Here is a 25,271-nt window from a genome sequence, read left to right as displayed (position 1 = left end):
TATTCTCCACCGCAGCTATGTACCAAGCCGTTGCCCCCGCCGTCGAAGCCCCCATTAAAGACTACCGCGCCCCGTTGCGGTTTTGGCACTGGGCCAATGCCTTACTGATTAGCCTGCAATTGATTACCATTCTGTTTCAGAAGGTGATAGTCAAATCCAAGTCGGCGGTGCCCGAGTTCCAGCAGGCCATGAGCAAGGCCAACGTCACGATAACCGCGAAGCAGGGCGGTGCTTTTGCGCACATCATCAGCGAGCGCATCTGGACCTGGCACATCTATTTCGGCTGGGCACTGGTGGCCCTGTGGGTGCTGCGGCTGGGCCTGCAGCTCGCGGGGCCGTCGGAGCTGCGCTTCTCGGCTCGGCTGATGGAGATTCTGCGCCGCTACCGCCTCGCCCCACCCGTCGATAAGAGCAAGGCCGGTAAAATTCTGTTTGCCAAAACCACCTACGCGCTGTTTTATATCTTCCTCACCATCATGGTGGCCACCGGCCTCATCATGATATACGAGGACACGGCCTTCTTCGGCCCCATGCACCACACCGCCGGAGAAATCCACAACGTGACGATGTACCTCATTATGGGCTTCATTGCGCTGCACGTGGTGGGCGTGGTGTGGGCCGAAACCAAGGAGGACCACGGCCTAGTTTCGCGCATGGTAGGCGGCGAAGCGCCGAACAGCAAGGCGTAACCTCCCAACCCCCGCTCCTGCGGAGTGGGGGAGCCTGACAAACAAGAAGCCCATTGCTGAACAGCAATGGGCTTCTTGTTTGTCAATGTAATTTCAGCTGGCCCTCGTTTCCTGCGAAGAGGAAACCGGGTGAGGTGCTTACTGGCCGCTGCCCACCGGCTTCTGTTCCAACTTCTGCATGGGGCTGGCGGTGGCTTTTAGCTGCTGCATGGGGTTGGGCTGGGCCTGCGGCCGCTGCTGCTCAAACAGCTCGAAGCGCGAAGCGGCGGGCTGACGGGGGAAGGCGTTGTTGCTCAAATCGGTATCGGCCGTTTGCTGGAAGGGGTCGATAACGAAGCTGATGACGGGCTTCTTGGTTACAATGACCTTGGTGACCTGGGCGTTGTTTTTGCGCCAGATTTCGGCCGGAATGGTCTGGATTTCCTGGGTGTTGTCGGCAAAAGTCATCTGCACGATGACGGGCATTACCAGGCCGCCCACGTTGCGCAGGCTCAGCTCGTAGAAATTGCTCTGCGAATCGCCGAGGCGCTGCTGCTGCTCGGGCGTGAGGGTGCCGAGCATGGCGGTGTAGCGCTGCTGGTCGGCGGGCGTCACGGCCAGCGGGTCGTAGTTGTTGTAAAAGTCCTTCAGCTCGGGCTTCTCATCGACCAGGGTTTTGGGGATGTCGGTGGCGTTGCGCTGGGCCGTGATGGACTGCGGCGCGGCGGCCTTCTGCTGCTGCAGGCGGGCGTTTTCAACCTGCGGGTTGCGGGTGCTGGCGTTGTAGGATTTCACCGACTCCAGGGCAATATCGGTGTGCTCGGTGGTGTAGAACCAGCCGCGCCAGAACCAGTCGAGGTCCACGGCCGAAGCGTCTTCCATGGTCCGGAACAGGTCGGCGGGCGTGGGGTGCTTGTAGGCCCAGCGCTGGGCGTAGGTTTTGAAGGCGTAGTCGAACAGCTCGCGGCCCATCACCGTTTCGCGCAGGATGTTGAGGGCCGTGGCGGGCTTGCCGTAGGCGTTATTGCCAAATTGCAGCGCCGACTCCGAGTTAATCATAATCGGCGATTGCAGGTTGTCGGCGGTGGCCATGTAAGCGGCAATGTTGCGGGGCTCGCCGCGGCGGCTGGGGTAGTTGCGCTCCCACTCCTGCTCGGTCAGGAACTGCACGAACGAGTTCAGGCCCTCGTCCATCCACGTCCACTGCCGCTCGTCGGAGTTGATAATCATGGGGAAGAAGTTGTGGCCCACTTCGTGGATAATCACCGAAATCATCCCGTATTTCACCTGCTGCGAGTAGGTGCCGTCCTTCTCGGGCCGGCCGCCGTTGAAGCACAGCATCGGGTACTCCATGCCGCCCACCGGGCCGTGCACCGAAATGGCCACGGGGTAGGCATACGGGATGGTGTATTTCGAGTAGGTTTTGATGGTGTGGGCCACCACCTGCGTCGAGTACTGGCCCCACAGGGGGTTGCCCTCCTTGGGGTAGTAGCTCATGCACATCACGGGCTTGCCATCCTGCTTAATCTGCATGGCATCCCAGATGAACTTGCGCGAGCTGGCCCAGGCGAAGTCGCGCACGTTTTTGGCGGCAAACGTCCAGGTTTTGGTGCCGGTGGCGCGGCTGCTTTCGTTTTTCACGGCCTCGTCCTGGCTCACGATGAGCACGGGCTTGGTGGCCGATTTGGCCTGCTCCCAGCGCTTCTGCTGCGTGCCGGTGAGGACCTGGGCGGCATTTTGCAGCGTGCCGGTAGCGCCCACGATGTGGTCGGCCGGCGCGGTGATGCTCACCTTGTAGTCACCGAAAGGCAGCGTGAACTCGCCATTGCCCAGAAACTGCTTGTGCTGCCAGCCCTGGTTGTCGGAATACACGGCCATGCGCGGGTAGAACTGGGCCATCTCGTAGAGGTAGTTCTTATCGGCCTCGAAGTACTCGAAACCGCTGCGGCCACCCTGCTTGTACTGGTCGGTGATGTTGTAGTGCCACTTCACCTGGAACGATACGGCCTGGCGCGGCAGCAGCGGCGTGGGCAGGTCGATGCGCATCATGGTGTTGTTGGTGACGGTGTGCAGGGCGCGGCCGTCCTTGCCGGTCACGCTCTCAATCTTGAAGCCGCCATCGAAGCCCGACATCATGCCATCCACCGCCTGGAACGTCATCTTGTCCTGCAGCTGGCCCACCTGCGTGGCGTTGGCAATCGAGTTTTTCTCGTAGATATTCTGGTCGAGCTGCACCCAGAGGTAGGGCAGCGCATCGGGCGAGAGGTTGGTGTAGGTGATGGTTTCGCGGCCGGTGAGGGCCTGCTTGGCATCATCGAGGGTGACTTTGATGTCGTAGTCGGCCCGCTGCTGCCAGTAGTCGGTGCCGGGCGCGCCGCTGGCGGTGCGGTAGCTGTTGGGGGTGGGCAGCATCGTTTCGAGCTGCGCAAATTTGTCGGTGCCGGAGTTGGTGGTTTGGGCAATGGCGGGTGCCTGCCCTGCCACGGCCAGCACCAAGCCGGCGAATAAAAGACGACGCATAGAAAAAGCGTGAAGTGAAGAAATCAGATTAAAAACTGGCGACCGATAAGGTCGCTTAAAGTTACGGCAAGGTTGCGGAAGGGCGCGGCGAGTGGGCAATAAGGGAAAATGGAAGAGCCATCGAAACCTCATGCCGAGTGCAGCCGAGGCATCTCGCGGGGGGTAGTAATCCAATCGTGAAGACGTGTTTGATTAGCAGTGGCACGCGAGATGCCTCGGCTACGCTCGGCATGACGTTCTTTTTCGTCGCCTGAATCCCTGCCCCCGCCCCTACGGCCATAGCAGCTGCAGCAGCAGCACCGTAGCAATGCCCAGGGCCGCGCCGCTGGTGGTCAGCAGCCAGTCGCGCCGCTGCACGCCGAGGCCGCGCAACAGCAGCGCACCCAGCAGCAGAATGGCGCTTACAATCAGCACCTGCCCCAGCTCCACGCCTACATTGAAGGCCAGCAGTTCCTGCACCGGCCTACTGTTCGGCCCCAGCAGCGCCCGCAGGTAGTTGGAAAAACCCAGCCCGTGAATTAATCCGAAGACCAGGGCCAGCGCGTTGGGCGCGGCGGCCAGCACCGGAGCCGGGCGCAGTGTGGGCCGAACCAAAGCCGAACCAGCCCCCCGCAGATTCCACAGCGCGGTAAGGATAATGGTCACCGGAATCAGTGCCTCGATAATAGCCGGCCGAAACGCCACCAGGCCCAGCGTGGCCAGCGCCAGCGTGAGCGAGTGCCCCACCGTGAAGCTGGTGACCAGCGCCAGCACGCGCCGCCAGTCGGCCAGCACGTAGGGCGCGCACAGGGCCAGCAGAAACGTGAGGTGGTCGGCCGCGTGCGGCGTGCAGATGTGCAAAAAGCCGAGTTGCAGGTAGGTCTGGAAAACGGAAGCCATGCGGCAAAGCTAGCGGCTTCAGATTTGGGGGATGCCTTCCTAACTTGTGCCGTTTTTCCACTTCCTTTTCTATTTATGCTGAAACGCTACCAGCTGCTTTTACTGCTGCTTCCCCTCGGCGCGGCGCGGGCCCAGGCCCCGACCAACCCGGTCCCGGGCACTTTCTACCTCACGCGCCAGGATTCGGCCCGGGCCGTGCACGAGCTGTTTCAGAGCCGGCGCGGCGGCGGGTTTGGGTGGCTGGCGTTTGGCGGAGCGGGCACGGCGGCCTCCATCATTCCCGCCCAGCAGGCCACCAGTGCCGGCGTCTGGATGCCCGGTGTCGTCATCGGCTCGGCTCTGGCGGTGCTGGGCACCAAGAAGCTAATTCAGTTCGGGTGGGGGCGTGAGCGCCGGGTATTGCAGAAGCTGGCCGCCACTGGCCACCTGCCCATCGACGTTCAGCGCCGGCTGCACGGCAACTTTGCCCCACTGCACGGCACAGCCTCCGCGCCAAATCCGCTGCTTGCCTATAGTACTGCCCCTACTGGTGCGCTGGCGGCCGACGGCGCTGTTCCGGCCCCGGTTTCCGGTACTCCGGCGGCCGAAGCCCCGCCCCGGACGCTGGCCGACGCCCGGCAGGATACGCTCGACGCCGTGCAGGGTCTGTTCAATGCCAAGCGGCTGGTCGGGCAGCTGCCCATCCTACTCGCCCTACCCGGCCTCCGCCTGATGACTGGTGCCGCCAAAACCGGCGTTCCGAATTCGCCCTACATCCAGACCCAGAGCAGCGACCCGCCGGCGGGCCAGATAGCCCTCGGCCTGCTGCTGATGACAGGCGGCGTCACGTACATGTTCGTGCACAATGCCCCCTACTCCGACGCCAAGTTTAAGCTGCTGCACGACGAGTACCTGGCTGGCCATCCGCTCCCGCCTGCCCTGCGCGCCCAGCTCAAGCCCAAGCACATTGCGGCCGGCCGCACCTACCGCGAAAAAATGGAGCGCCGGGGCCGCCGGTAATGCGCCGACTTCCGCGCCCGTTTATCCACAAAAAAAGCCCTGACCAATGCTGGTCAGGGCTTTTTTGGTACTAGCGCAGGCTAATTAGTCCTTCACTACGCGGCGCGTGTCGAGGCCGCCTTCGGTCTTCACCCGCAGGATGTAGATGCCGGTGGACAGCTGCGTCAGGTTGACCGCCTGCGTGGTCGTGCCGTTCGAGGCGGGCACCGTGGCGGCAAACACCACCTGGCCCAGGGCGTTGAGCACCGTCAGCTCGGCTGGGGCGCGGTAGCCGGTCAGCTCCACTTTGAGGTTGCCATCGTGGGTGGGGTTCGGGAACACGCTCAGCGAAGTGCCGGCCAGCGGCTTCACGCTGGACGTTACCACCAGTGCCGTGGAGGGCAGCGAAACGCAGCCGTTGGCGTTGGTGGTGGTCACGGTGTAGGAACCGTACTGAGCGGGCAGGCCGTTCACCACGTAGGTCTGGCCGGTCGCGCCCGCAATGGCCACGCCGTTGAGGAAGAACTGGTTGCCGGTGGTGGCGCTGGAGGTCAGCGTCGTCGTGGTCCCATTGTACACCACGCTGATGGTGGGCGTAGCCGGGCGCGGGTTCACCGTGAAGGTGGCCGTGGCCGTGGCGGCGGCGCAGCCGCCAGCGGCAGCCACCGTGTTGGTCACGGTGTAGGTGCCGGCCGTGGAGGTTGCCAGGGTAATAGCGCCGGTGGTGGCGTTAATCACCAGGCCGGTGGTCGAGGAGTAGGTGCCGGCCGAAGCGCCGGTGCCCAGCGTGGGCGTTACGGCCGTGGTCGAACCAGCGCAGCCCGTGGTGGTGGCGTAGCTGAACGTAGCCGTCGGAGCAGCCGTGATGGTGACCGAAGCCGTGGCCGAGCTACCGCAGGCACCGGCCACCGTGTAGGTCACGGTGTAGGTGCCCGGGGTCGAGGCGCTCAGGTTGATAGCACCCGTGCTGGCATTCAGGCTCAGGCCCGCAGTGGAGCTGAACGTGCCGCCAGCCGTGCCCGTCACCGTAGCGGTGGGGTTGGTGCCGGTGGCGCAGTATGTAGCGCCCGAGTAGGCGAACGTGGCCGTAGTGGCCGGCGTGACGGTTACCGAAGTGGTGGCCGTAGCCGCAGCGCAAGAACCAGCAGCAGCCACGGTGTTGGTCACGGTGTAGGTGCCAGCCGTGGAAGTGCTGAGCGTGATAACGCCGGTGGTGGCGTTAATGCTCAGGCCCGTGGTGGACGTGAACGTGCCCGCCGAAGCGCCGGTGCCCAGCGTGGGCGAAACCGTGCTGGTGCTGCCCGCGCAATACGTGGTAGCAGCCGGGTAGCTGAAGGTAGCTGCCTGGCCCGAGGTGATGGTCACCGAAGCCGTAGCCGACGACGGGCAGATGCCGCTTACGCTGTAGGTCACGGTATAGGTGCCCAGGGTCGAGGCGCTCAGGTTGATAGCACCGGTCGTAGCGTTGATGCTTAGGCCCGTGGTCGAGCTAAACGTGCCGCCGGCCGTGCCCGTCACCGTAGCGGTGGGGTTGGTGCCGGTAGCGCAGTAGGTAGCGGCCGAGTAGGCGAACGTGGCCGTAGTGGCCGGGTTCACCGTCACGGCAACCGGCGTCGAGGTAGCCGTGCAACCTGCAGCGCTGGTCACAATCACCGTGTAGCTGCCGCTGGCCGAAACCGTAGCGGTGTAGCTGGCCGAAGTAGCCCCGGTAATGTTGGCACCGTTGAGCTGGTACTGGTAGGTAGCACCCGTAACCGGCGTAGCGGCCAGCGTGAGGGAGCCCGGGCCGCAGAACGTAGTAGCCGAAGTAGCCGCCAGCGCAGCCGTCGGGGCCGGGTTCACGGTCACCGTTACCGGAGCCGAAAACACGGTGCGGCTATCCGCAGTGAGGATAACGGCGCGGAACGTGGTGGTAGCCGTCAGGTTGCTGAAAGCCAGCGTGCTGGTGGTATTGGTACCAGCCACATCCACGAAGCCCGAGCCGTTGTCGGCCTGGTATTTCACAATTGTGCCCACGTTGCTGGCCAGCGTGATGGTGCCGGAATTGGTACCGCTGCAAACCGCTGCCACCGAGGTGCTGAGGGTGCCGCCTTCGGTATTGGCCAGCACAAAGAAGTCGTTGCCGGGCGTCAGGCTCGTGGTCGAAACCAAGCCCGTAGCAGGAACAGTAGCCGCCGCGCCGCCGATGGAGGCATATGCGCCGGTGGCCGTAGCGGCCTGGGCCACCACCGCCGTAGCGGTGTTGCCCAGCACGTCATCGGCGCCGTAGCTCAGCTGCACGGTGGCCGTGGCTGGCAGGTTGGCCGTGTTCTCAAGGCGCACGTAGCGGGTGGGGTTCAGGTTGGTAACCGGCGAAACGCCGGTGCCGCCCGTGGCACCACTCACGACCGTGGCGGTAAATACCTGGTCGGTGGCGGCGGTAATGCCCGAAACCACTACCGGCCGCCAGCCGGCGGCATCGCCCACGGCAAACGTGCGGGCCACGGCCGTAGCACTGTTCACGGTGATGCCCAGGAGGCCTTTCACATACGAAGTAGCCGAGCCGGTGGGCAGCGTTGCGGCGGCCGTGCCCAGCGTCAGCTTATTGGTAGCCGAAGTGGTCAGGATGCCGCTGCTCAGCAACAGCGAACCCGTCGATACCCCGCTGGCATTCACCAGCAGGTTGCCGCCCGCCAGAATGACGCCCATCGGATTGGCAATGCTCACGGCATCCACAATGCGGGTAGCCGGAATCTCAAACCCGGTAGTGCGGGCCGTCAGCTCCGGCGCATAAATCAGCTGCAATGCGCCGCTGCCAATGTTAAAGGTCGGGGCCGAAGTAATCGAACCGCTGGTGTTGGGGTTGCTCGTTACCCCAATCTGGATAACGAAAAACGCAGCCGTCGCGTCGCCTATGGTCAGGTTGCTGCCGCCGTTGAGGTTACCGGTGAAGAGGTTGACGCGGGTCGTCACCACGGGTACGCTTAGCGTAACCCCGCCGCCGCTGTTGTCGACGGTGATGGTGCGGATAACGCTAAATGTACCCGTACCACCCATCGTCTGGGGCACGGAGCCTGCGAAGTACACCGTGCTGCTCGCCGTAGTACCGGTTAGCGTACCGTTGTTGGTGACGGCTGCGCCAAACTGCAACAACAGGAGCCCGTTCAGGTTGAGCGTGGCACCGGGCGTAGTCAGCGTAGTGCCATACACGTTGGTCTGGCCCTGCAACAGGGCGCTCTTGGGGTTGGTCGTGTTGTCGATGGTCAGGTTCGGAAACGTCCCGCGAATGCGGAAGTCGAAGTTGGTGGCCGTCGCGGCCGTGCCCACGTTCACGGTGCCACCGGTGTAGGTATAGGTGCCCGCCACGTAGTAGTCGAGCGGGGTGGCCGCAGTGCTGCGCTGCACCAGATTGATGGTGCCGCCCGAAACAACGTTGGTGCCGTTCACGCCGAACGAGGGCGTGCCCGACGCGTTGCCCACGGTGCTCACGTTGAGGGTACCGCCGTTCAGGGTGAAAGTCATGGCCGCCGCCGACGTAGCGCTGGTAAAGGAGCCAAAACGGCCTACCGTGTTCAGCGTGCCGCCCTCCTGGGTGTAGACCGCCGCCGAACCGAACAGAATGGAGTTGCCAATCGAACTGCCCACGTTGTACGTGCCAGTCGAGATGCGCAGCGAGCCGTTCACCGTTGGCGAGCCCGTCTGGCTGGCTACCGTAAAGTTGGCGTTGTTCAGCCAGAAGCCGCCAGTGGCCGGAATAAAGTAAGAAGCCGCGTTGCTAAACACCTTGTTGCTGATGGTGGCCGTACCCGAAATCTTCAGGGTGCCGGTCATGTCATCCACGGTGTTGGTGGTGATGCGCGTCGACAGGAAGCCGTCGCCCGAGGTGGTGCTGCCCTTCACCGACAGCGTCGGCAGGTTCATCTCCACAATGTCGGCTCGCACCGATTTGGCGAGGGACACGGTCTGCAAATCGGTGGTGCCCGTGCCGGTGAAGGCCGCGTTGCCCGCGCCCGTAAAGCGCAGGTCCGAGCCGATGGTGGCGCTGTTGCTCAGGTCGAGCACGCCGTTGTTGGTCACGTCGCCGGCTACTTGCAGCTGGTAGACTGTAGTGGCCGAGGTCAGCAGCGAGCCCGTGGCCGCGATGTTGAGCGAAGCCGCCGCCGCCGCTACGTCCAGCGTCACCGTGGCTCCGGCCACGATGGTTACGTCGTCGGCGGCTGTGGGCACCACGCCGCCCACCCAGGTGGCCGGGGCGCTCCAGTTGCCGCCCGCCGCCGTCGAGCTGATAGCGGACAGCACCTGCCGGGCCGCTACCGCCCGCACGGGTTGCACGGCGACCGGGGCCGCCGATAGCGGCCGGGCTACTTTCTCAGCCGCCTGCGGCAGGGGGAAAGCCCGGTTCTGGGCCGAAGCGCCCACCGAGATGGACAACAAGCCCAGGGCCGCGGCCACCATGGGCCGCCAGCTCCGGCCAGCCACTGGCCGACGGCTCCCCACGAGCAGGGATTGCGACGCATTGGTAAAAGGTAAATTATGCTGCATGAAGCAAAATGAAAAGGGTGGGAAAAATGAGAAAAATGTTAAAAGCAATAGCCCAGGCTGCTGACGTAAAACGTCAACAGCCAAACGCCGAAAGCCCGTACTGAAAGCAAGGTTGGGTTGTCAAATCCTGAGGCGATACACCATAGTAGATTTTCAGGGTTGGCAGATAACATGAGAAAAGGGAGCGTAAATATGGGGGCTTTTTCTGAGCTTTTGCCTGACCGGCACCCGGTTTATTTTTCCCGCCCCGGCAACGGCCTATTTACTGACGCTGAATCATCTAAAAGCGGGACATAGCGCGACATTCACTTTCACTATTTTGTTATTCCACCCCAACCCCAAAAGGTATTTTCTGAGCTGTTAAGTGGGGTATAATACCCGCGCCCCAGCCCTGCATTTCGTTGCGTAGCGGCTTCCAAAACCAGCACCATTACGAGTCGCCCCCTGGGGCAGAAGGTTGCACGACCATTAGGCGGCGCATAGCCCTCGCCGGCGCTACCGGAAAACACATGAGGCAATCCGGCTTTAGGCAAAAAATCATTTATCAGCTATTGCTGTTTCAAAAGCATTCTCAAGGTGATTGCAGTAGCCCGTTGTTGAACGGCTTGTGCCTGAATCGTTCGACGACGGGCGTGGGCAGGCCCCGCACCCTATTCCCCGCTCCGGCCGTCACTGAGCGCGGCAGTAGCGCTGGCCCGGCCGCATTTAAAGCACAAGCTATTGAGCAGGAAATAATATTGACAATCAACCAAATATAAACTGAGCCCGTAGAGTGTACACCAGGATGTAAGACAACTCGGTGTAACTTCTACCACGAGACGGGAAGCGTCGGCAGGAAGAGGGCTGCCGTGGTGACCTGCGAGAATGCGTACCTCTTAAACAATATCGAATATGAGTGGAATAGTTGTACTCGCCCAAATCATCATCGCCCTTTCCATTGTTGTGGTGTGGGTATTCCGTTTCGATAACATCGTTAAGGAATTCAAACAGTATGGGCTGCCGGATTTGGTACGCAACATGGTGGGCGCAACCAAAATCTCGCTGGCTACGCTGCTGATTGCCGGCATCTGGTTTCCGCAGCTGGTACTGGTACCGGCCCTTATTATGGCTTTTTTGATGCTATGCGCGCAACTGGCGCACATTAAAGTGCGCAACCCCTGGTACAAGTATGTTCCTTCTTTTGTGCTGCTATTGCTGTCGCTGTTTGTGGCGGCGGCTTATGCAGGCGTGATTTCAGTATAGCTAAATGACGACTATCCTTATCTGGATTTCCAGTATTTCGTTTCTGTTTTACGGGATAAGCTATTTCAAATCGGCGCAGCTGCAGCAGGAGTTTGTGCGCTACGGCTTGCAGAAATTTGGGCCGCTGACGGCGATACTGGAGCTACTGGGTGCCGTTGGCTTGCTCGTCGGGTTAATCTCGCCGCTCATTCTGCTGCTCGCTTCGGGAGGGCTGGCGCTGCTTATGCTGCTGGGCTTCGGCGTGCGGATGAAAATCGGCGATGGTTTTTGGTTGTCGCTGCCATCTTTCCTGTTCATGCTGCTCAACGGCTACATCTGCTACGTAACGTGGCAGCGCTATACCGCTTAGCTGTTCTGCAACTGGCGTAACTGGCGCGAGTTTAGCGCAGCGTAACTCGTGCCTGAACACCGGGCGAGGCTGCGCCTCGCAACAGAACGACTTGCGCTGGAACGTGCTAACGGCGCAGTTGGCTATTGCCGCGTTGCGGCAGTGGAGGCACAGCCTCCACGTCATGGCTGGTCACGAGTTACGGCTGCGCCTAAACTCGCGCCAGATAGGGGCAATTTTGAGACAAGGACTATGATTTACGAAAAACAAAAGTCTCAATAATTATAAGGTTGGTAGTGGTACTGGTTTCGCTCATCCCGCCGCCGCCTGTGCTTTGCACCAGTACATAGCCCGCTTTATATAGTTTGGACATGGCTATCTGCACTTGCTGCGTCATACTGGAGTAAAATTCAGATGACTTAAAGTCCTTTAGTGCTACTTCATCGGTTTTCCCGCTCTCATAGGCTACTACAATTCTAGAGCCGTACATGCCTCGCCCTTCATATACCCGCATCACTGCAATTTCACTATTGGCGGCCACGGGCATGGTACTGGCGACTGAATTACTCTGTGCACTGGCATTAGCATGCGCTAAGCATAAAAAGAAGAGTGCCAAGAGGAAATTGGGGAAAGCCGTTTTCATGAATCTTGAATTATTGGTAGATGAATGCGTCAAATCTAAACCAAAAAGCCCCGCCAGCACAACGCTGACGGGGCTTTCCCATTCATAAAACCAACTCCAACGAATTACACCGCCGGCATCTCCACGTTCTCGAACTTCACCGCGCCGTCTTCCAGCACGGCTTCTACTACGGCATCCTTAGACACGCGGCCCGAGAGGATATCTTTGACAGCTCGTTCAGAATCACGCGCTGGAGCACGCGCTTAAGCGGGCGGGCACCGAATTACGGGTCGAAGCCGGCTTCGCCCAGGTGGTCGAGCACTTCGGGGGTGGCTTCGAGCTGGATGCCGGCCTCGGCCAGGCGCTGTTGAATCTGGCGGAACTGGATGCTGGCCCGCCTGCTCCGTAATCAGTCAAACTCGCTTGCCCCTCGTCTCACGCCCACCGCCGCCGTGCCGCGGTCAGGCGATAGGCGTTTCTAATACTAGCTGGCTTCTGAAACAAGTTTAGCACATAGCGATTTGGTCGTTTTGCAAAGTGCCGTTTATCCTTCAAAACACCTACCCAACGCCAATGCTACGCTTCCCCTGCCTCCTGCTGTTTCTTTCGCTTTGCGTCCGCGGACAAGCCGTCTCTACTCCTGCATCCCATACCTCTCTTCCCGAAACCAGTGCGACCAAGTACACTGCCGCTGAAACCGTTGCGGTGTTGCACCAAATGTACCGCACCCGGCACTACCGCGAGCGCGTGGAGCGGTGCGCACTGCAGCGGGCAGCGTAGTCGGCCAGGCTGCGTCCCTGCTGCCGGGCATATTGCTTGGCCTGCTGCGTCACTTCGTCGCTCAACTCAAGGGTAATGGACATAGCCAGAGGCATTTGGTTGAAGTAAAGATAACGCCGGCCGCTGGCGTCTGGTTTCTCCCCCACCCCGCCGCCGGGGCCGGCGCGGCGGCGACGGGGGGTTCTACAAGCAATACGGCTACGATTTAAGCGCACCACAACTTGCTCGGTCCGAGAACCAGAATGTATATTTCGAAGTACTTACCCGAGTTCTATGCTACGCGTCCTCTGCTTTCTGCTGCTATTTTCATTTCCTGTCTGTGGACAAGCTTCCCTTCATCCTCTGACAAGTATGAATACCTCCGCAGCTCTCATACCCCAGTATACAGCAGCCGACACGGTTGCAGCACTACACAAAATATACCGCACCCGCCGCGCGGGCGGTTTTACATTGCTAGGGCTTGGTGCCTTGGCTTTGGAGGTATCCCCGATAGTTGCTGCTCAATTCCCCTCTAACTACAATAGCTACGGAAGTCTTTATAATTTTGCGGGCGGCTTGGGCATAGGACTTGTAATTTCTATACCCTTAATGATTGTTGGTGGTAATACTCTGTTAAATCATTCCAGGAAAATCGAGAAATTAAATATTGCGTTGTATCAAGAAACCAATGTGTTACCCAGTAAAATTGAAAAAGAACTAGTATCAGCACGTCTTCTCCCGCTTAAATAATTTTCAGATTGGCAGTAGCGAATGACTAATTAGCAAGCAGAAAAATCTCACCCATAAAAAAGCCCCGCCAGCACAACGCTGACGGGGCTTTCCCATTCACAACACTTACCGGAATTACACCGCCGGCATTTCCACGTTCTCGAACTTCACCGCGCCGTCTTCCAGCACGGCTTCTACCACGGCATCCTTCGAAACACGTCCAGACAAAATATCTTTCGACAGCTCGTTCAGAATCACGCGCTGGAGCACGCGCTTTAACGGCCGCGCGCCGAATTGCGGGTCGAAACCGGCTTCGCCCAGGTGGTCGAGCACTTCGCTGGTGGCTTCGAGCTGGATGCCGGCCTCGGCCAGGCGCTGCTGAATCTGGCGAAACTGGATGCTGGCCCGCCCGCTCTGTAATCAGTCAAACTCGCTTGCCCCTCGTCTCACGCCCACCGCCGCCGTGCCGCGGTCAGGCAATAAGCGTTTCTAATACTAGCTGGCTTCTGAAACAAGTTTAGCACATAGCGATTTGGTCGTTTTGCAAAGTGCCGTTTATCCTTCAAAACACCTACCCAACGCCAATGCTACGCTTCCCCTGCCTCCTGCTGTTTCTTTCGCTTTGCGTCCGCGGACAAGCCGTCTCTACTCCTGCATCCCATACCTCTCCTCCCGAAACCAGTGCTACCAAGTACACTGCCGCTGAAACCGTTGCGGTGTTGCACCAAATGTACCGCACCCGGCACTACCGCGAACGCGTGGAGCGGCGCGCACTGCGACGGGCAGCGTAGTCGGCCAGGCCGCACTACCTTACCAATCTGTAGCTTGCAGGAACTAGTCTTCCTTTTATTAAAACTTGAAATGCATAAGCACCTACTCGTTTCGGCACTACTTTTTGGTATTTCTACTTCCGCTTTTGCGCAGGCTCAGAATACGCAGCCGCTTACTTCTACACCCATTGTAACAACTTCGCCTGCTGTTTCATCCGACACGGTACAAGCCATTCATAAGTTGTTTAAAAGCCATCGCACCGGCGGCTATATTTTGACTGGAGGCGCCGTGATTTTCACGCGCATTGCTATTAGCACGGTTGGCACCGTGCCAGCAGGTGTTTTTGTAGTTGTTTTTGGTGGAATACCGGCCGTAATTGGTTTTGGAAAGATTGTGCGATTTAGTGTAAGCAAAGAAGCTAAAATTGTAAATGATTTTGAAAAGAACAAGACATTACCAAATGCAATTCGTCGCAGACTCAAGCGAAAGTATTTCAACAATTAACTCTACTTTGGCAGGTTGAGCTACTTGAGGCTTCCAGGATGTAGGGGCGGGGTCGTACCCGGTAAGGCTTGTTCCCGCCCACCGTTGAACGAAATCCGTCGGCATGGCGCGAACAACGGGCGGGGGCAAGCCCTACCGGGTACGACCCCGCCCCTACACCCAACCGATAACCTGCCAAAGTAGAGTTAGAATCACTAAACAATAAAAAGCCCCGCCAGCACAACGCTGACGGGGCTTTCCCATTTACAAAACCAACTCCAACGAATTACACCGCCGGCATTTCCACGTTCTCGAACTTAACCGCGCCGTCTTCCAGCACGGCTTCTACCACGGCATCCTTAGAAACGCGCCCAGAAAGAATATCCTTCGACAGCTCGTTCAGAATCACGCGCTGGAGCACGCGCTTTAACGGCCGCGCGCCGAATTGCGGGTCGAAGCCGGCTTCGCCCAGGTAGTCGAGCACTTCGGAAGTCGCCTCCAGCTGGATGCCGGCCTCGGCCAGGCGCTGCTGGATTTGCTTGAACTGGATGTCGACAATCTTGCGGATTTCCTTGCGCTTGAGGGGCTGGAACATCACGATTTCGTCGATGCGGTTCAGGAACTCGGGGCGCATGTGCTGCTTGAGGCGCTCCAGCACTTCGTCGCGGGTGCGGTCGACGACCTCCTCGTGGTTGAACTCGTTGAGGTCCTTGAAGTTCTTCTGGATGATGTCGGCCCCGGTGTTCGAGGTCATGATGATGATGGTGTTCTTGAAGTTCGCCACCCGGCCTTTGTTGTCGGTGAGGCGGCCGTCGTCGAGCACCTGGAGCAGGATGTTGAACACGTCGGGGTGCGCTTTCTCGATTTCATCGAGCAGCACCACCGAGTAGGGCTTGCGGCGCACGGCCTCCGTGAGCTGGCCGCCCTCGTCGTAGCCCACGTAGCCGGGAGGTGCCCCGATGAGGCGCGACACGGCGTGGCGCTCCTGAAACTCGCTCATGTCGATGCGCACCATGGCGTTTTCGTCGTTGAACAAATACTCGGCTAAGGCCTTGGCCAGCTCGGTTTTGCCCACGCCCGTGGTGCCCAGGAAAATGAACGAGCCGATGGGCCGCTTGGGGTCCTGCAGGCCGGCGCGGGAGCGGCGCACGGCATCCGAAATGGCCGCGATGGCCTCGGCCTGGCCCGCCACGCGCTTGCCCAGCTCGGCTTCGAGGCTTAGCAGCTTCTCGCGGTCCGACTGCAGCATCTTGCTCACCGGGATGCCCGTCCACTTGGCCACCACTTCGGCGATGCTCTCGCTGGTCACGACTTCCTGGAGCATGGTGCCGCCGTCCTTGTTGGCGGCGGCTTCTTCCTGCAGGGTTTTCAGCTTGGCTTCGGCTTCCTGAATCTTGCCGTAACGCAGCTCCGCTACCCGGGCATAGTCGCCCTGGCGCTCGGCCTGCTCGGCTTCGAGCTTGAACTGCTCGATGGCTTCTTTTTGGGTTTGAATGCCGGTGAGGACGGCTTTTTCGCCTTCCCAACGGGCCTTCAAGGTGTCGCGCTTGTCGTTCAGCTCGGCCAGCTCCTTGCTCAGGATGGCTTCGCGGTCGCGGTTGTCTTCGCGGCGGATGGCTTCGCGCTCAATCTCGAGCTGCATGATGCGGCGCTGAATCTCGTCCAGCTCCACGGGCATGGAATTCAGCTCGATGCGGAGCTTGGCAGCGGCCTCGTCCATGAGGTCGATGGCCTTGTCGGGCAGGAACCGGTCGGTGATGTAGCGCGAACTCAGCTCCACGGCGGCAATCACGGCGTCGTCGGTGATGCGCACGCCGTGGTGCAGCTCGTACTTCTCCTTGATGCCGCGCAGGATGCTGATGGCGTCTTCCTGGTTGGGCTCGTCCACGGTCACGGCCTGGAAACGGCGCTCCAGGGCCTTGTCCTTCTCGATGTACTTCTGGTATTCCTTAAGCGTGGTGGCCCCGATGGCGTGCAGCTCGCCGCGCGCCAGGGCGGGCTTGAGCAGGTTGGCGGCGTCCATGGCACCCTCGCCCCCGCCGCCGGCCCCAATGAGGGTGTGCATCTCGTCAATGAAGAGCACAATCTGGCCGTCGGAGTCGGTCACTTCCTTGATGACGGCCTTGAGGCGCTCCTCAAACTCGCCCTTGTACTTGGCTCCTGCGACTAGCAGGCCCATGTCGAGGCTCATGATGACTTTGTCGCGCAGGTTTTCGGGCACGTCGCCGGCCACGATGCGCTGGGCCAGGCCCTCCACGATGGCGGTTTTGCCCACGCCGGGCTCGCCGATGAGCACGGGGTTGTTTTTGGTGCGGCGCGAGAGGATTTGCAGCACGCGGCGGATTTCCTCGTCGCGGCCAATCACGGGGTCCATCTTGCCGCGCCGCACCTGCTCGTTGAGGTTCACGGCGTAGCGGTTCAGGCTCTGGTACTGGTCTTCGGCGCTCTGGCTGGTGACTTTGCGCCCGCCGCGCAGCTCCTGGATGGCGGCCTTCAGGTCCTTGTCGTTGAAGCCAGTGTCTTTGAGCAGCGTGGCCACGGCGTCCTTGCCGCCGAGGATGCCCAGCAGCAGGTGCTCAACGGACACGAACTCGTCGCCGAGGTCCTTCATCACGGTGTTGGCGCGCTGCACGGCAGCGGCCGCGTCGTTGGCGAAGTAGGGAGAGCCGCCGCTCACCTTGGGGTAGGCGGCCACAATGGCATCGAGCCGCGGCGTGAGAATGTTGAGGTTGGCGCCCAGCTTGTTGGCCAGAAACGAGAAGACGCTTTCGTCGCACTGGAAGAGGCCCTTCAGCAAATGGCCCGTTTCGACGGCCTGCTGCTGGTTGCCCCCGGCAATTTCGGTGGCCTTCTGCACGGCCTCCTGTGCCTTGATGGTGAAGTTTTTAAAGTCCATTTTCGTTCGTCGCTAGGTAATGGCTTCCGAGTGGGAAGCTCTACGCAGGGACTAGCAAATGGGGTGCGAGGGTGGTTTTTCGGACTTTTTGGCGGGAAAAGCCAAAACATTGTTAATAAATACTGTCAAAATTTCGCAACAGACGATTGTCTAAATTCCCCTAATACACTGGTTAGTATGTTTCGATAAACTTGTGCCATGCTCTTTTTTAAATTTCGCAACAAGTGATTGAAATTTAAGATTAGCATGTCTTGGCACTGATGAGCTAACAATACAACCTTCGATTTGCTGTTTATCCAGCAACATAAAAGATTTAAAAAACGCTATTGTATTAACAATCTGGTCGTAAGCATGATTAATGTCTTCGCTTTTAAGCTCAACAAAAATTATAGATTGTTTATCTTCTAAAACGAAAGCAAAATCACATCTAATAATATTGCCATTTATCAAGCATCCATCAACTTTTATTCTAGTTACCCAATCATTCGGTTTTCTCGCTATCCTAAATGTCTTGTTCTTCTCTGTGGCAGTGGTGCTATTAGAGAAGCACCCGTGAGTGGAGATGTGAAAGAATTTATCAATTCCTCCCATTGTAAATTTAGCCAGCTTAGCCATATATAATATCAGTAAGCTTGTTAAATTCTTCACCAAGTTCTTCCGAAATCTCGTCAATATGCACTGCGCCTATTGCCTTCATTTCTGAATCCATAATATTTTGCGCATATCCCTCATTAATGTAGTATGCGCTAACCTTTTCGTACGGCAACCAACACTCCCTGGCAACAATATCCTCAATATCTAACTCCTTAGCTGGAAAAGCAACATATGCATTATGAGCCTGAATCAGATTATTTATAGAAGTCAATACGTATGGGCTATGTGTTGTGATAGTAATACCATTATTACCATGAGCGCAAGATTTTATAAGGTATTCGGACAAGCCTTTTTGTTGCGAAGGGTAAAGATTTAGCTCAGGCTCTTCAACGATAAAATGATTGTTATTTGATGAAGACACTCTGTTGGTAAAATCTATTGCCATGAACAAGGGTACAAGTGCTTGAATACCGCTTGCCGCGTTAGCAAGTGTGAAACGAGACTCATCATGTGAAATTGTATTCTTATTATCCTTAAACTGATAGGCCAAGCGCATGAAATCAATCTTGTAGATGTGATTTCCCTTACGCGCATTCTCTACTATTACCCCAAAATCTATCAAGGCCTTAGGCAAAGAGGCATTTGAACTTTCTAGAGTAAAGTATTTTTCCGAAATAAGCGAAAACAGAATCCTTTCTGCTGGAATATACAGAGTGTTCTGAACTGATTTTAATTGCGGAACTGTCTTTTGCGAAAACGATATTGTATATTGAATCAACCTTTCAATATCATCATAAAGCTCTGCAAGCAGTTCGTCGTCACTCTCTTCTAAGTGAGAATAAGAGTGAATTGAATCCACAAATTCATCCAAGTCCGTGTAAGCATAATATTTTGCTCTCGCAAGAATTTCACCACTTAGATGAACTATTGTTTTGAGCTCAAAATATAGTTTGTATGGCAACTGGTCAATGTTTCTGTACATTGGAGTTACTAGCACCTTAATGCTATTGAAGAGCGTACGATTCAAGTACTCTTCTAAATCGTCGGAATCTATTTCAGATAGTATATCACTGTTTTTTATCAAGGAATTATACGCCTTAAGCAAGCTACTTTTCTTTTTTATCCTTCTAACTGCACCCTTATTTACAATAAGAGTATGGTTATCAGATTCATATTTTATATAAGTTTGCGTTGTCAGCATGTCACCCATGCCATAACGCTCAAAAATGTGTTTAGCGGATTGGAAAGTAGTAAATTTTTTAACTTGTTCGTAATCCTTGAGTAACAAAAAAAGCTTTGCTAAAAGACTCTTACCAGTAGATGAAGGACCAATTAAAATATTGACTTCCTTGATGTCTAAGGAAATATCCCTAAGAGGACCAAAAAACTTTACATCTAGTCTTTCCATATACGATGTTATATGACAACCATGCTCCTAAGTGGCTTTTAATACACAGTACTGCCACAAGCCGGCTATCAAGAACGAATCCATTCTCTATGCTGTGGCAAGCTACACAGAAGCTCCCGTTTCTTCCGCGGCGGGGGCAGCGGGCGGGGGACGTTGGGGGCTGCCGGGCGTTGCGTTGGAGAGAAGCTGTAGTATCGTGCCAGCGGCGGGGGCAGCGGGCGGGGCGGCAGGGGGCAGAAGCGCTAGGTGCGGCAGCGGCAACGAGGTTACCCTGTTTGGAGCACGTACCAGATGTTGTACCGGTCGTGGGTGATGTCGTAGGTGGGAAGGCTCAGGTGCTGGCAGTAGAAGGTGAACCGCTGCGGCACTGAAAACGGCTGCTTGATGAGGTGCTGCACGATATCGGGCTCGAACGTGGTCAAGTAGTAGCGCTTCACCCGGAAAATGGCTTGCCACAGGGCTGCTTTTGCTTCTCGCGGGTAGCGGCTGAAATCGGCCGGGATGCTGCTACCGAGCGGGAATAACTGAAAGTCGCTGTGGTAAATGAATCGCCCATCGTCGGTCATCGAGCGGATTTCATAGGTTTGGGTCAGGATGTCCCAATCGGGATGCAGGTGCCGAATGCTGTATTCGACATAGCCACCGTGTCGGTCACACTCGCACCGCAGACAATGCGGGTCTTCAAGCACGCTTGCCAGCTTCTTGCAGTTTGGTGAACTCCTCGCTGGACTTGAGGCCTGTTGCCTTTTCATGCGCTTCATAGCGCTGGCGCAGGGCTTTGAATGCCGCCCGCTTGCGTGCTTCGCTAAGCACTACATCAGGGGCCGAAGCATCTGGCAGAAATTGAGCAGTCGTTTTCATCGTTACTAAGATACACTGCGTGTTGGAAATCAGTTCGAGGTAGTTACGCAGAGTCTCCCGTTTCTGCAGCGGCGGGGGCAGCGGGCGGGGCGGCGGTTGGGGTAGAAGCGCTAGGGGCGGCTGCGAGGGCGCAGCGGGGGCTACTTGGCGTTGGCCGATTCCTGCTCGTCCTCGTATTCCTGTACCCAATCTTCCAATACGATACCGGCCATACTTGCAAAGTGGGCAGTGTTGTGCGTGACCAGCGTCAGACGATGGGCTACCGCGACGCTGCCAATCAACATATCGAACTCGCCTTGCAAGCGCCCCAGGCGTTTTAGATGCGCTTTCTGTTGGGCATAGGATTCCAGCGAATCAGAAATGGGCAGAATCCGCTCCTCAAACAAGGAGAGGAAATCATCCAGGCGCTGGCGGTTAGCCAACTGGTGCGTGGGTGCGCTGTTGGCTACCCCATAAAGCAGCTCAGCCACGGTCAACTCGCTCAGAAAGCAATTGGGGAGCTTGGCGCGCTTTAAGCGGGAAGCCAACTCGTATTTGCCATTGATGAGGTAAACGCAGATGTTGGTGTCAAGCAGATAGGCCGTCATAGATTTACTTCCCGCGGGGTATCGCGCCGGGAGCCGTAAATCTGGCTCATCAAATTTTCCTCCCCTTCCTCCTGTTGCCAGGAGCCAAATACCTTATCGAGTAGCTCGTTTTGCTCTTGTTCCGACAAGGGGGCTTTCCCAATGAAATGTTGTACAGCCAACGGACTCTGCGGCGCTAATGCATCGGTTTTCAAAAAGCGGATAGTCATTTCCGGCAAGTCCTGCAACTTCCGCATGACGGAAGCGGCCTGCTCATCCGGAAACTCTAATTCAAGGGCGACTCTCATGTGACTAAGTTACGCAGAAGCTGGGGTATCGGGCTAGCGGCGGGGGCAGCGGGGGCAGCGGGCGGGGCGGCGGGGGCAGAAGCGCTAGGTGCTTCAGCGGCGGGGGCACCGAGCGGGGGGATTATTAACGGTACTGCCGTAGGGGTGCGGCTGGTGGTAGCGGAGAATCATTTATCCAATCCTCTAAACTCAACCCAGTAAGCGGCGCAAAGTCCCGCGTGTTGCGCGTAACTAAAATCAGGTTGTGGGCCAGCGCGGTGCAGCCGATGAGCACATCGAACTCCCCGGGAAACTTGCCGATTTCGCCCCGCTTCACTTTATCCAGCAGTTTCACCTTTTCCGGGCCGTACAAATCGAAGGCATCGGCAATCGGCAGCACGCGCGTATTGAACAGGCGGCGCAGCTGGCCGATGTGTTGCCGCTGCTGTACGGCATACGTGGGGTCGCACTTGGCCAGGCCGTAGAGCATTTCGGCAATGGTCAATTCGGAAATAAAGCAGTTGTGCAAACCCACCGCGAGCACCTTGTTTTCCAGGTCGTGCTCAGCTTTCAGGTAATGAACGCAGATGTTGGTATCCAGCAAATAGCGGCTCATAGCTCCACGTCGCGGTGGTCGCTTTGCCGGGCGTCATAAATCTCACGCACCATTTCTTCCCCGCTCACATCGGATTTCCACGCGCCAAATAGCTCGTGCATCAGTTGCTTTTCCTCGGCGGCAGTCAGCTCCGTTGATTCGGCTTCGGCAAAATCTGTCGATTGGCCGGGTTTCGGGCGCGAAAAGCGGGCCGTCAGGCCCGGCGGCAGGCTTTGCAGCAGCCGCACGAACAGCGCAGCTTTCTCATCGGGAAACTCTAGTTCTAGGGCAACTCTCATGCTACTAAGTTACGCAGAAGCTTGAGTTTCTTCAGCGGCGGGGGCGGTGGGGGCAGAAGCAGTAGGGGCGGCTGCGGCGGGCGCAGCGGTGGTATCGTGCCAGCGGCGCAGGTAGCGGGCGGGGAGGCGGGGCTACTGGCTGAGACTTATTTGTCCTGCCAGGTATTCGGTGACCCAATCCTCCAGCACAATGCCTTGCATTTCGGCAAAATGACGGGTGTTGCGCGTGACAAGCGTGAGGTCGTGCGTGAGTGCAGTGCTCCCAATAAGCATGTCGAAATCTCCTTGCAGCCGGCCTATAGTCTTCAGGTGTGCTTTCTGTACGGCGTAGGTTTCCAAGGCACTTTCGAAGGTCAGGATACGCCCGCTGAAAAGTTGCTGTAGCTCAGCCAGATTCTGCCTGTTCCTTGGCTGGCGGGTTGGGGCGCTATTCGCAATGCCGTAGAGCAATTCCGCAATGGTAATGCTGCTAATAAAGCAACGGGTCAACCCTATTTTATCAATCTTAGCCGCAAGGTCGAACTGCCCGTTGATGAAGTGAATGCAGATGTTCGTGTCAAGTAAAAAGCGGCTCATAGATTCACTTCGCGCGGCTCGTCGCGGCGGTCAGCGTAAATCTGGCGCACCATTTCATCCCCACTCACATCCGATTGCCAGCTACCAAATACCTTATACAGCAAGGCCTTTTGCTCGGCTTCGGTTAATTCATCGGTTACTTCAGCCGCGCTAGGGCTGACCTGCGGCTCAGGGCGCAGACGCAAGAAGCGAGCCGTGAGGCCTGGCAAGCTTTGCAGCCGCTGCATAAACGCGGCCGCTTGCTCGTCGGGAAACTCTAATTCGAGGGCAATTTTCATAGGTCTAAGTTACACAGAAGCTCCCGTTTCTTCAGCGGCGGGGCAGCGGGCGGGGAGGCGGGGGCAGAAGCGCTAGGTGCGGCAGCGGCAACGAGGTTACTCTGTTTGGAGCACGTACCAGATGCTGTACCGGTCGTGGGTGATGTCGTAGGTGGACAGGCTCAGGTGCTGGCGGTAGAAGGCGAACCGCTGCGGCACTGAAAACGGCTGCTTGATGAGGTGCTGCACGATATCGGGCTCGAACGTGGTCAAGTAGTAGCGCTTCACCCGGAAAATGGCTTGCCACAGGGCTGCTTTTGCTTCTCGCGGGTAGCGGCTGAAATCGGCCGGGATGCTGCTACCGAGCGGGAATAACTGAAAGTCGCTGTGGTAAATGAATCGCCCATCGTCGGTCATCGAGCGGATTTCATAGGTTTGGGTCAGGATGTCCCAATCGGGGTGCAAGTGTCGGATGCCGTATTCGACATAGCCACCGTGTCGGTCACACTCGCACCGCAGACAATGCGGGTCTTCAAGCACGCTTGCCAGCTTCTTGCAGTTTGGTGAACTCCTCGCTGGACTTGAGCCCTGTTGCCTTTTCATGCGCTTCATAGCGCTGGCGCAGGGCTTTGAATGCCGCCCGCTTGCGTGCTTCGCTAAGCACTACATCAGGGGCCGAAGCATCTGGCAGAAATTGAGCAGTCGTTTTCATCGTTACTAAGATACGCTGCGTGCTGGAAATCAGTTCGAGGTAGTTACGCAGAGTCTCCTGTTTCTTCAGCGGGCGGGGCGGCGGGGGCAGAAGCGCTAGGTCCGGCAGCGGCGGGCGTAGCGGGGGCTACTCAGCCGCCATTACCGCTGTCCAACGGTGAAGGCTTTTCTGCTTCCAGGGCTTGCGGCACGATGTACAACTCACGGAACATTTGCTCCACTGTTTCCTTCAAGCCCGGCTCTGTGTTGGCGCGGCACTCCAGAAAATAGGCGCTGATGGCCGGCATGGGGTGATGAATAAAGCGGTTCGGGCCGATGAAGGTGGAAACGGTTTGCAGGTACACCCGAAACCGCTTGGTATTGGCCACACCCTCCCCTACCAGTGCTTCGCCCACGAAACCAGCCGATGCCAACGGGTCGCGGCGGCAGATATCGAGAAAGACCTGCGTGCAGGTGGTTAGAATCCGGAAAGCGTCGCCGTCGTTAGTAAGCACGCGATATTTATTGGGCGAGCTTTTGTGCGACAGCGGGTAATATTTGAGCACGTACGTGTGGTGCTGATACTCCTCAGCATCGTCTAAATAGCGACGGTTTTTGCGCGTCCGGAACGTGTAGTGATGCACGCAAACCAAAGGGCCGTCCTTGTGAGACGGCCCTTTGCGGTATGTAAACGGATAGCCTTCGCCCAGCGTGCGCTTAAATGGCATAAGCGTAGGCGTTGCGGCGCATCTTTTTCAGGTCTTCCGCCGAGAGCGTATCGAACACGAATTGCTTGGCATATTCGCGGGCCTGGGCCAGCCGCGCCCCCTTGGTCATCTTAACGGTGCTGGCGGTTGGTAAAGGGCGGACAGGTTTATTATCGGTGATTCCCATAAAACGAGAAGTTGCTGAATGCTCTAAGCGGTAATACCACGAAGATAAGCCGAAAGTTTACGGCTTTTACCCGAGAAGCTCCCGTTTCTTCAACGGCGGGCGCAGCGGGCGGGGGGGGGCAGGACGGGGCGGGAACAGCCCTTGTAGGGCGGAGGTGTAGGCGGCGGGCGCGGCGGGGATGGCCGGCACTATTGCTTCCCCCATTCTACTCTGATGAGCCCTTACGTCGTAGCATGCGGCAGTGGGGCTATTTTCCGCAGCAGGGTATAGAGCGCGTGGTAAACCTCCCGTAGCTCGGCGGGGTCGGTGAGGGCTGTTTCCTTGGTGAAGGTGAGGTACACGTTGGCACCAGCCTCGTGGGAGGCGGGCGCCAGCGTGAGGCGGCATTGCTGGTGGCGCAGCAGGGTCTGGCGCAGGGCCGCATCGGGCAGCAGCAGTTCGCGCAGGGCGGCCACATCGTTGGTGGTGATGATGAAGGCGGCGTCCAGCTCCGGGTCGCCCAATTCCACATCGGTCATGCCCAGCAGCTTGCCCAGCTCGTGCAGCCAGTCCTGCTCGTGCAGGGCAAAGTGCAGGGGGGTATGGTTGGGCACCAGAGCGGCCATTCGGGTGCTCTGGAAACCGCCCTCGAAGCCGCCGCCCAGGTCAATCTCAATATCCAGCTGCATGTGGTAGCCGTCCTGAATCAGCTCGGCGGTGTAGTCGAACAAGTTGCCTTCCTGGATAATATTAGCGGCTACCTCCTGCCAGAGGGTGGCTTCCGTATCGGCGGAAAAAATGTGCACGTTGCTCATAAGCGGAAGAATAAGAAGGCCGTAAAGCCTGGTTTGCAGTTTGTACAGAGATAC

27 protein-coding genes and 2 pseudogenes are annotated in these 25,271 nt (G+C 57.8%); 6 read left to right on the top strand and 23 right to left on the bottom strand.

Annotated features, from left to right (window positions below; translation table 11 throughout):
* Nucleotides 1-17 precede the first annotated feature (17 nt).
* Nucleotides 18-689, top strand: a complete 672-nt coding sequence (locus HBN54_RS13080) for a cytochrome b/b6 domain-containing protein (RefSeq protein WP_168673657.1) — start codon at nucleotides 18-20, stop codon at nucleotides 687-689.
* A 138-nt stretch (nucleotides 690-827) separates the two neighbouring features.
* Here HBN54_RS13080 and HBN54_RS13075 read toward each other — a convergent pair whose 3' ends face one another.
* Complete coding sequence (locus tag HBN54_RS13075; protein WP_168673656.1) at nucleotides 828-3,188, bottom strand: M1 family metallopeptidase; 2,361 nt, start codon at nucleotides 3,186-3,188, stop codon at nucleotides 828-830.
* A gap of 270 nt (nucleotides 3,189-3,458) precedes the next feature.
* Complete coding sequence (locus HBN54_RS13070) at nucleotides 3,459-4,067, bottom strand: HupE/UreJ family protein (protein ID WP_168673655.1); 609 nt, start codon at nucleotides 4,065-4,067, stop codon at nucleotides 3,459-3,461.
* Between the two features lie 75 nt (nucleotides 4,068-4,142).
* Between HBN54_RS13070 and HBN54_RS13065 the strand changes: the two genes are divergently transcribed.
* Nucleotides 4,143-5,066: a hypothetical protein gene (locus HBN54_RS13065; protein ID WP_168673654.1), complete on the top strand. Its 924-nt coding sequence runs from the start codon at nucleotides 4,143-4,145 to the stop codon at nucleotides 5,064-5,066.
* A gap of 84 nt (nucleotides 5,067-5,150) precedes the next feature.
* Here the strand turns inward: HBN54_RS13065 and HBN54_RS13060 are convergent, their stop codons facing one another.
* Entirely contained in the window at nucleotides 5,151-9,566 is a 4,416-nt protein-coding gene (locus HBN54_RS13060; protein WP_168673653.1) for a beta strand repeat-containing protein, read from the bottom strand.
* An 891-nt stretch (nucleotides 9,567-10,457) separates the two neighbouring features.
* Here HBN54_RS13060 and HBN54_RS13055 point away from each other — a divergent pair.
* A complete protein-coding gene (locus HBN54_RS13055; RefSeq protein WP_168673652.1) occupies nucleotides 10,458-10,808 on the top strand; it encodes a DoxX family protein in 351 nt (116 codons plus the stop codon).
* Nucleotides 10,809-10,812: 4 nt separating this feature from the next.
* Entirely contained in the window at nucleotides 10,813-11,157 is a 345-nt protein-coding gene (locus HBN54_RS13050; protein WP_168673651.1) for a DoxX family protein, read from the top strand.
* A gap of 229 nt (nucleotides 11,158-11,386) precedes the next feature.
* Here the strand turns inward: HBN54_RS13050 and HBN54_RS13045 are convergent, their stop codons facing one another.
* The 3 genes and pseudogenes from HBN54_RS13045 to HBN54_RS23855 form a co-directional block, all read right to left on the bottom strand.
* The gene (locus HBN54_RS13045) at nucleotides 11,387-11,779 is read right to left on the bottom strand and encodes a hypothetical protein (RefSeq protein ID WP_168673650.1); all 393 of its coding nucleotides are present in this window, start codon (nucleotides 11,777-11,779) and stop codon (nucleotides 11,387-11,389) included.
* A 104-nt stretch (nucleotides 11,780-11,883) separates the two neighbouring features.
* Nucleotides 11,884-12,146 (bottom strand): annotated as a pseudogene (locus tag HBN54_RS13040) (hypothetical protein); the annotation flags it as partial.
* Between the two features lie 346 nt (nucleotides 12,147-12,492).
* Nucleotides 12,493-12,621 carry a hypothetical protein gene (locus HBN54_RS23855; RefSeq protein WP_262888278.1) on the bottom strand — a complete coding sequence of 43 codons (129 nt, stop codon included), beginning with the start codon at nucleotides 12,619-12,621 and terminating at the stop codon, nucleotides 12,493-12,495.
* 268 nt (nucleotides 12,622-12,889) lie between these two features.
* Between HBN54_RS23855 and HBN54_RS13035 the strand changes: the two genes are divergently transcribed.
* Entirely contained in the window at nucleotides 12,890-13,267 is a 378-nt protein-coding gene (locus HBN54_RS13035) for a hypothetical protein (RefSeq protein ID WP_168673649.1), read from the top strand.
* Nucleotides 13,268-13,381: 114 nt separating this feature from the next.
* Here the strand turns inward: HBN54_RS13035 and HBN54_RS13030 are convergent.
* Nucleotides 13,382-13,645: pseudogene (locus tag HBN54_RS13030) on the bottom strand (hypothetical protein); the annotation flags it as partial.
* Between the two features lie 462 nt (nucleotides 13,646-14,107).
* Here HBN54_RS13030 and HBN54_RS13025 point away from each other — a divergent pair.
* Complete coding sequence (locus HBN54_RS13025) at nucleotides 14,108-14,521, top strand: hypothetical protein (protein ID WP_168673648.1); 414 nt, start codon at nucleotides 14,108-14,110, stop codon at nucleotides 14,519-14,521.
* Between the two features lie 265 nt (nucleotides 14,522-14,786).
* Here the strand turns inward: HBN54_RS13025 and clpB are convergent, their stop codons facing one another.
* The 16 genes from clpB to HBN54_RS12945 form a co-directional block, all read right to left on the bottom strand.
* Nucleotides 14,787-17,396, bottom strand: coding sequence for an ATP-dependent chaperone ClpB (clpB, locus tag HBN54_RS13020; RefSeq protein ID WP_168673647.1), 2,610 nt, complete (start codon nucleotides 17,394-17,396; stop codon nucleotides 14,787-14,789).
* Nucleotides 17,397-17,546: 150 nt separating this feature from the next.
* Complete coding sequence (locus tag HBN54_RS13015) at nucleotides 17,547-18,011, bottom strand: hypothetical protein (protein ID WP_168673646.1); 465 nt, start codon at nucleotides 18,009-18,011, stop codon at nucleotides 17,547-17,549.
* Nucleotides 18,004-19,398: an AAA family ATPase gene (locus tag HBN54_RS13010; RefSeq protein ID WP_168673645.1), complete on the bottom strand. Its 1,395-nt coding sequence runs from the start codon at nucleotides 19,396-19,398 to the stop codon at nucleotides 18,004-18,006. The genes HBN54_RS13015 and HBN54_RS13010 overlap by 8 nt, the downstream gene beginning before the upstream one ends.
* 266 nt (nucleotides 19,399-19,664) lie before the next feature.
* Nucleotides 19,665-20,087: a hypothetical protein gene (locus HBN54_RS13005; protein ID WP_168673644.1), complete on the bottom strand. Its 423-nt coding sequence runs from the start codon at nucleotides 20,085-20,087 to the stop codon at nucleotides 19,665-19,667.
* Nucleotides 20,080-20,259 (bottom strand): hypothetical protein, encoded by a 180-nt coding sequence (locus HBN54_RS13000; protein ID WP_168673636.1) that lies wholly within the window; start codon nucleotides 20,257-20,259, stop codon nucleotides 20,080-20,082. Before HBN54_RS13000 ends, HBN54_RS13005 begins: the two co-directional genes overlap by 8 nt.
* A 140-nt stretch (nucleotides 20,260-20,399) precedes the next feature.
* A complete protein-coding gene (locus HBN54_RS12995) occupies nucleotides 20,400-20,846 on the bottom strand; it encodes a PIN domain-containing protein (RefSeq protein WP_168673643.1) in 447 nt (148 codons plus the stop codon).
* Nucleotides 20,843-21,133, bottom strand: a complete 291-nt coding sequence (locus HBN54_RS12990; RefSeq protein WP_168673642.1) for a hypothetical protein — start codon at nucleotides 21,131-21,133, stop codon at nucleotides 20,843-20,845. The genes HBN54_RS12995 and HBN54_RS12990 overlap by 4 nt, the downstream gene beginning before the upstream one ends.
* Nucleotides 21,134-21,257: 124 nt before the next feature.
* On the bottom strand, nucleotides 21,258-21,728 hold the full coding sequence (locus HBN54_RS12985; RefSeq protein WP_168673641.1) for a PIN domain-containing protein: 471 nt from the start codon (nucleotides 21,726-21,728) through the stop codon (nucleotides 21,258-21,260).
* Complete coding sequence (locus HBN54_RS12980; protein WP_168673640.1) at nucleotides 21,725-22,006, bottom strand: hypothetical protein; 282 nt, start codon at nucleotides 22,004-22,006, stop codon at nucleotides 21,725-21,727. The genes HBN54_RS12985 and HBN54_RS12980 overlap by 4 nt, the downstream gene beginning before the upstream one ends.
* Nucleotides 22,007-22,138: 132 nt before the next feature.
* Entirely contained in the window at nucleotides 22,139-22,582 is a 444-nt protein-coding gene (locus HBN54_RS12975) for a type II toxin-antitoxin system VapC family toxin (RefSeq protein WP_168673639.1), read from the bottom strand.
* On the bottom strand, nucleotides 22,579-22,860 hold the full coding sequence (locus HBN54_RS12970; protein WP_168673638.1) for a hypothetical protein: 282 nt from the start codon (nucleotides 22,858-22,860) through the stop codon (nucleotides 22,579-22,581). The genes HBN54_RS12975 and HBN54_RS12970 overlap by 4 nt, the downstream gene beginning before the upstream one ends.
* Before the next feature lie 96 nt (nucleotides 22,861-22,956).
* On the bottom strand, nucleotides 22,957-23,304 hold the full coding sequence (locus tag HBN54_RS12965) for a hypothetical protein (RefSeq protein WP_168673637.1): 348 nt from the start codon (nucleotides 23,302-23,304) through the stop codon (nucleotides 22,957-22,959).
* 67 nt (nucleotides 23,305-23,371) lie between these two features.
* Entirely contained in the window at nucleotides 23,372-23,551 is a 180-nt protein-coding gene (locus HBN54_RS12960; RefSeq protein ID WP_168673636.1) for a hypothetical protein, read from the bottom strand.
* A gap of 130 nt (nucleotides 23,552-23,681) precedes the next feature.
* The gene (locus HBN54_RS12955; protein ID WP_168673635.1) at nucleotides 23,682-24,257 is read right to left on the bottom strand and encodes a hypothetical protein; all 576 of its coding nucleotides are present in this window, start codon (nucleotides 24,255-24,257) and stop codon (nucleotides 23,682-23,684) included.
* Nucleotides 24,247-24,423: a hypothetical protein gene (locus HBN54_RS12950; protein WP_168673634.1), complete on the bottom strand. Its 177-nt coding sequence runs from the start codon at nucleotides 24,421-24,423 to the stop codon at nucleotides 24,247-24,249. Before HBN54_RS12950 ends, HBN54_RS12955 begins: the two co-directional genes overlap by 11 nt.
* A gap of 221 nt (nucleotides 24,424-24,644) precedes the next feature.
* A complete protein-coding gene (locus tag HBN54_RS12945; protein WP_168673633.1) occupies nucleotides 24,645-25,217 on the bottom strand; it encodes a hypothetical protein in 573 nt (190 codons plus the stop codon).
* Nucleotides 25,218-25,271: the final 54 nt, after the last annotated feature.

It is taken from the genome of Hymenobacter artigasi, assembly GCF_012275535.1.
GTDB lineage: Bacteria > Bacteroidota > Bacteroidia > Cytophagales > Hymenobacteraceae > Hymenobacter > Hymenobacter artigasi.
The sequence above is the reverse complement of the archived record's forward strand: the minus strand, read 5'-3'. Positions and strand labels throughout refer to the sequence as shown.

Bases quoted from the DNA above. Each gene is read 5' to 3' on its own strand.
- HBN54_RS13025 (WP_168673648.1), top strand. From the start codon at position 14,108: ATGCATAAGCACCTACTCGTTTCGGCACTACTTTTTGGTATTTCTACT.
- HBN54_RS13050 (WP_168673651.1), top strand. From the start codon at position 10,813: ATGACGACTATCCTTATCTGGATTTCCAGTATTTCGTTTCTGTTTTAC.
- HBN54_RS13055 (WP_168673652.1), top strand. From the start codon at position 10,458: ATGAGTGGAATAGTTGTACTCGCCCAAATCATCATCGCCCTTTCCATT.
- HBN54_RS12985 (WP_168673641.1), bottom strand. From the start codon at position 21,728: ATGAGCCGCTATTTGCTGGATACCAACATCTGCGTTCATTACCTGAAA.
- HBN54_RS12960 (WP_168673636.1), bottom strand. From the start codon at position 23,551: ATGAAAACGACTGCTCAATTTCTGCCAGATGCTTCGGCCCCTGATGTA.
- HBN54_RS13080 (WP_168673657.1), top strand. From the start codon at position 18: ATGTACCAAGCCGTTGCCCCCGCCGTCGAAGCCCCCATTAAAGACTAC.
- HBN54_RS13075 (WP_168673656.1), bottom strand. From the start codon at position 3,188: ATGCGTCGTCTTTTATTCGCCGGCTTGGTGCTGGCCGTGGCAGGGCAG.
- HBN54_RS13065 (WP_168673654.1), top strand. From the start codon at position 4,143: ATGCTGAAACGCTACCAGCTGCTTTTACTGCTGCTTCCCCTCGGCGCG.
- HBN54_RS12990 (WP_168673642.1), bottom strand. From the start codon at position 21,133: ATGAGAGTCGCCCTTGAATTAGAGTTTCCGGATGAGCAGGCCGCTTCC.
- clpB (WP_168673647.1), bottom strand. From the start codon at position 17,396: ATGGACTTTAAAAACTTCACCATCAAGGCACAGGAGGCCGTGCAGAAG.
- HBN54_RS13010 (WP_168673645.1), bottom strand. From the start codon at position 19,398: ATGGAAAGACTAGATGTAAAGTTTTTTGGTCCTCTTAGGGATATTTCC.
- HBN54_RS12995 (WP_168673643.1), bottom strand. From the start codon at position 20,846: ATGACGGCCTATCTGCTTGACACCAACATCTGCGTTTACCTCATCAAT.
- HBN54_RS13070 (WP_168673655.1), bottom strand. From the start codon at position 4,067: ATGGCTTCCGTTTTCCAGACCTACCTGCAACTCGGCTTTTTGCACATC.
- HBN54_RS23855 (WP_262888278.1), bottom strand. From the start codon at position 12,621: ATGTCCATTACCCTTGAGTTGAGCGACGAAGTGACGCAGCAGGCCAAG.
- HBN54_RS12945 (WP_168673633.1), bottom strand. From the start codon at position 25,217: ATGAGCAACGTGCACATTTTTTCCGCCGATACGGAAGCCACCCTCTGG.
- HBN54_RS13045 (WP_168673650.1), bottom strand. From the start codon at position 11,779: ATGAAAACGGCTTTCCCCAATTTCCTCTTGGCACTCTTCTTTTTATGC.
- HBN54_RS12975 (WP_168673639.1), bottom strand. From the start codon at position 22,582: ATGAGCCGCTTTTTACTTGACACGAACATCTGCATTCACTTCATCAAC.
- HBN54_RS13035 (WP_168673649.1), top strand. From the start codon at position 12,890: ATGAATACCTCCGCAGCTCTCATACCCCAGTATACAGCAGCCGACACG.
- HBN54_RS12950 (WP_168673634.1), bottom strand. From the start codon at position 24,423: ATGGGAATCACCGATAATAAACCTGTCCGCCCTTTACCAACCGCCAGC.
- HBN54_RS13060 (WP_168673653.1), bottom strand. From the start codon at position 9,566: ATGCAGCATAATTTACCTTTTACCAATGCGTCGCAATCCCTGCTCGTG.
- HBN54_RS12980 (WP_168673640.1), bottom strand. From the start codon at position 22,006: ATGAGAGTTGCCCTAGAACTAGAGTTTCCCGATGAGAAAGCTGCGCTG.
- HBN54_RS12970 (WP_168673638.1), bottom strand. From the start codon at position 22,860: ATGAAAATTGCCCTCGAATTAGAGTTTCCCGACGAGCAAGCGGCCGCG.
- HBN54_RS12955 (WP_168673635.1), bottom strand. From the start codon at position 24,257: ATGCCATTTAAGCGCACGCTGGGCGAAGGCTATCCGTTTACATACCGC.
- HBN54_RS13000 (WP_168673636.1), bottom strand. From the start codon at position 20,259: ATGAAAACGACTGCTCAATTTCTGCCAGATGCTTCGGCCCCTGATGTA.
- HBN54_RS13015 (WP_168673646.1), bottom strand. From the start codon at position 18,011: ATGGCTAAGCTGGCTAAATTTACAATGGGAGGAATTGATAAATTCTTT.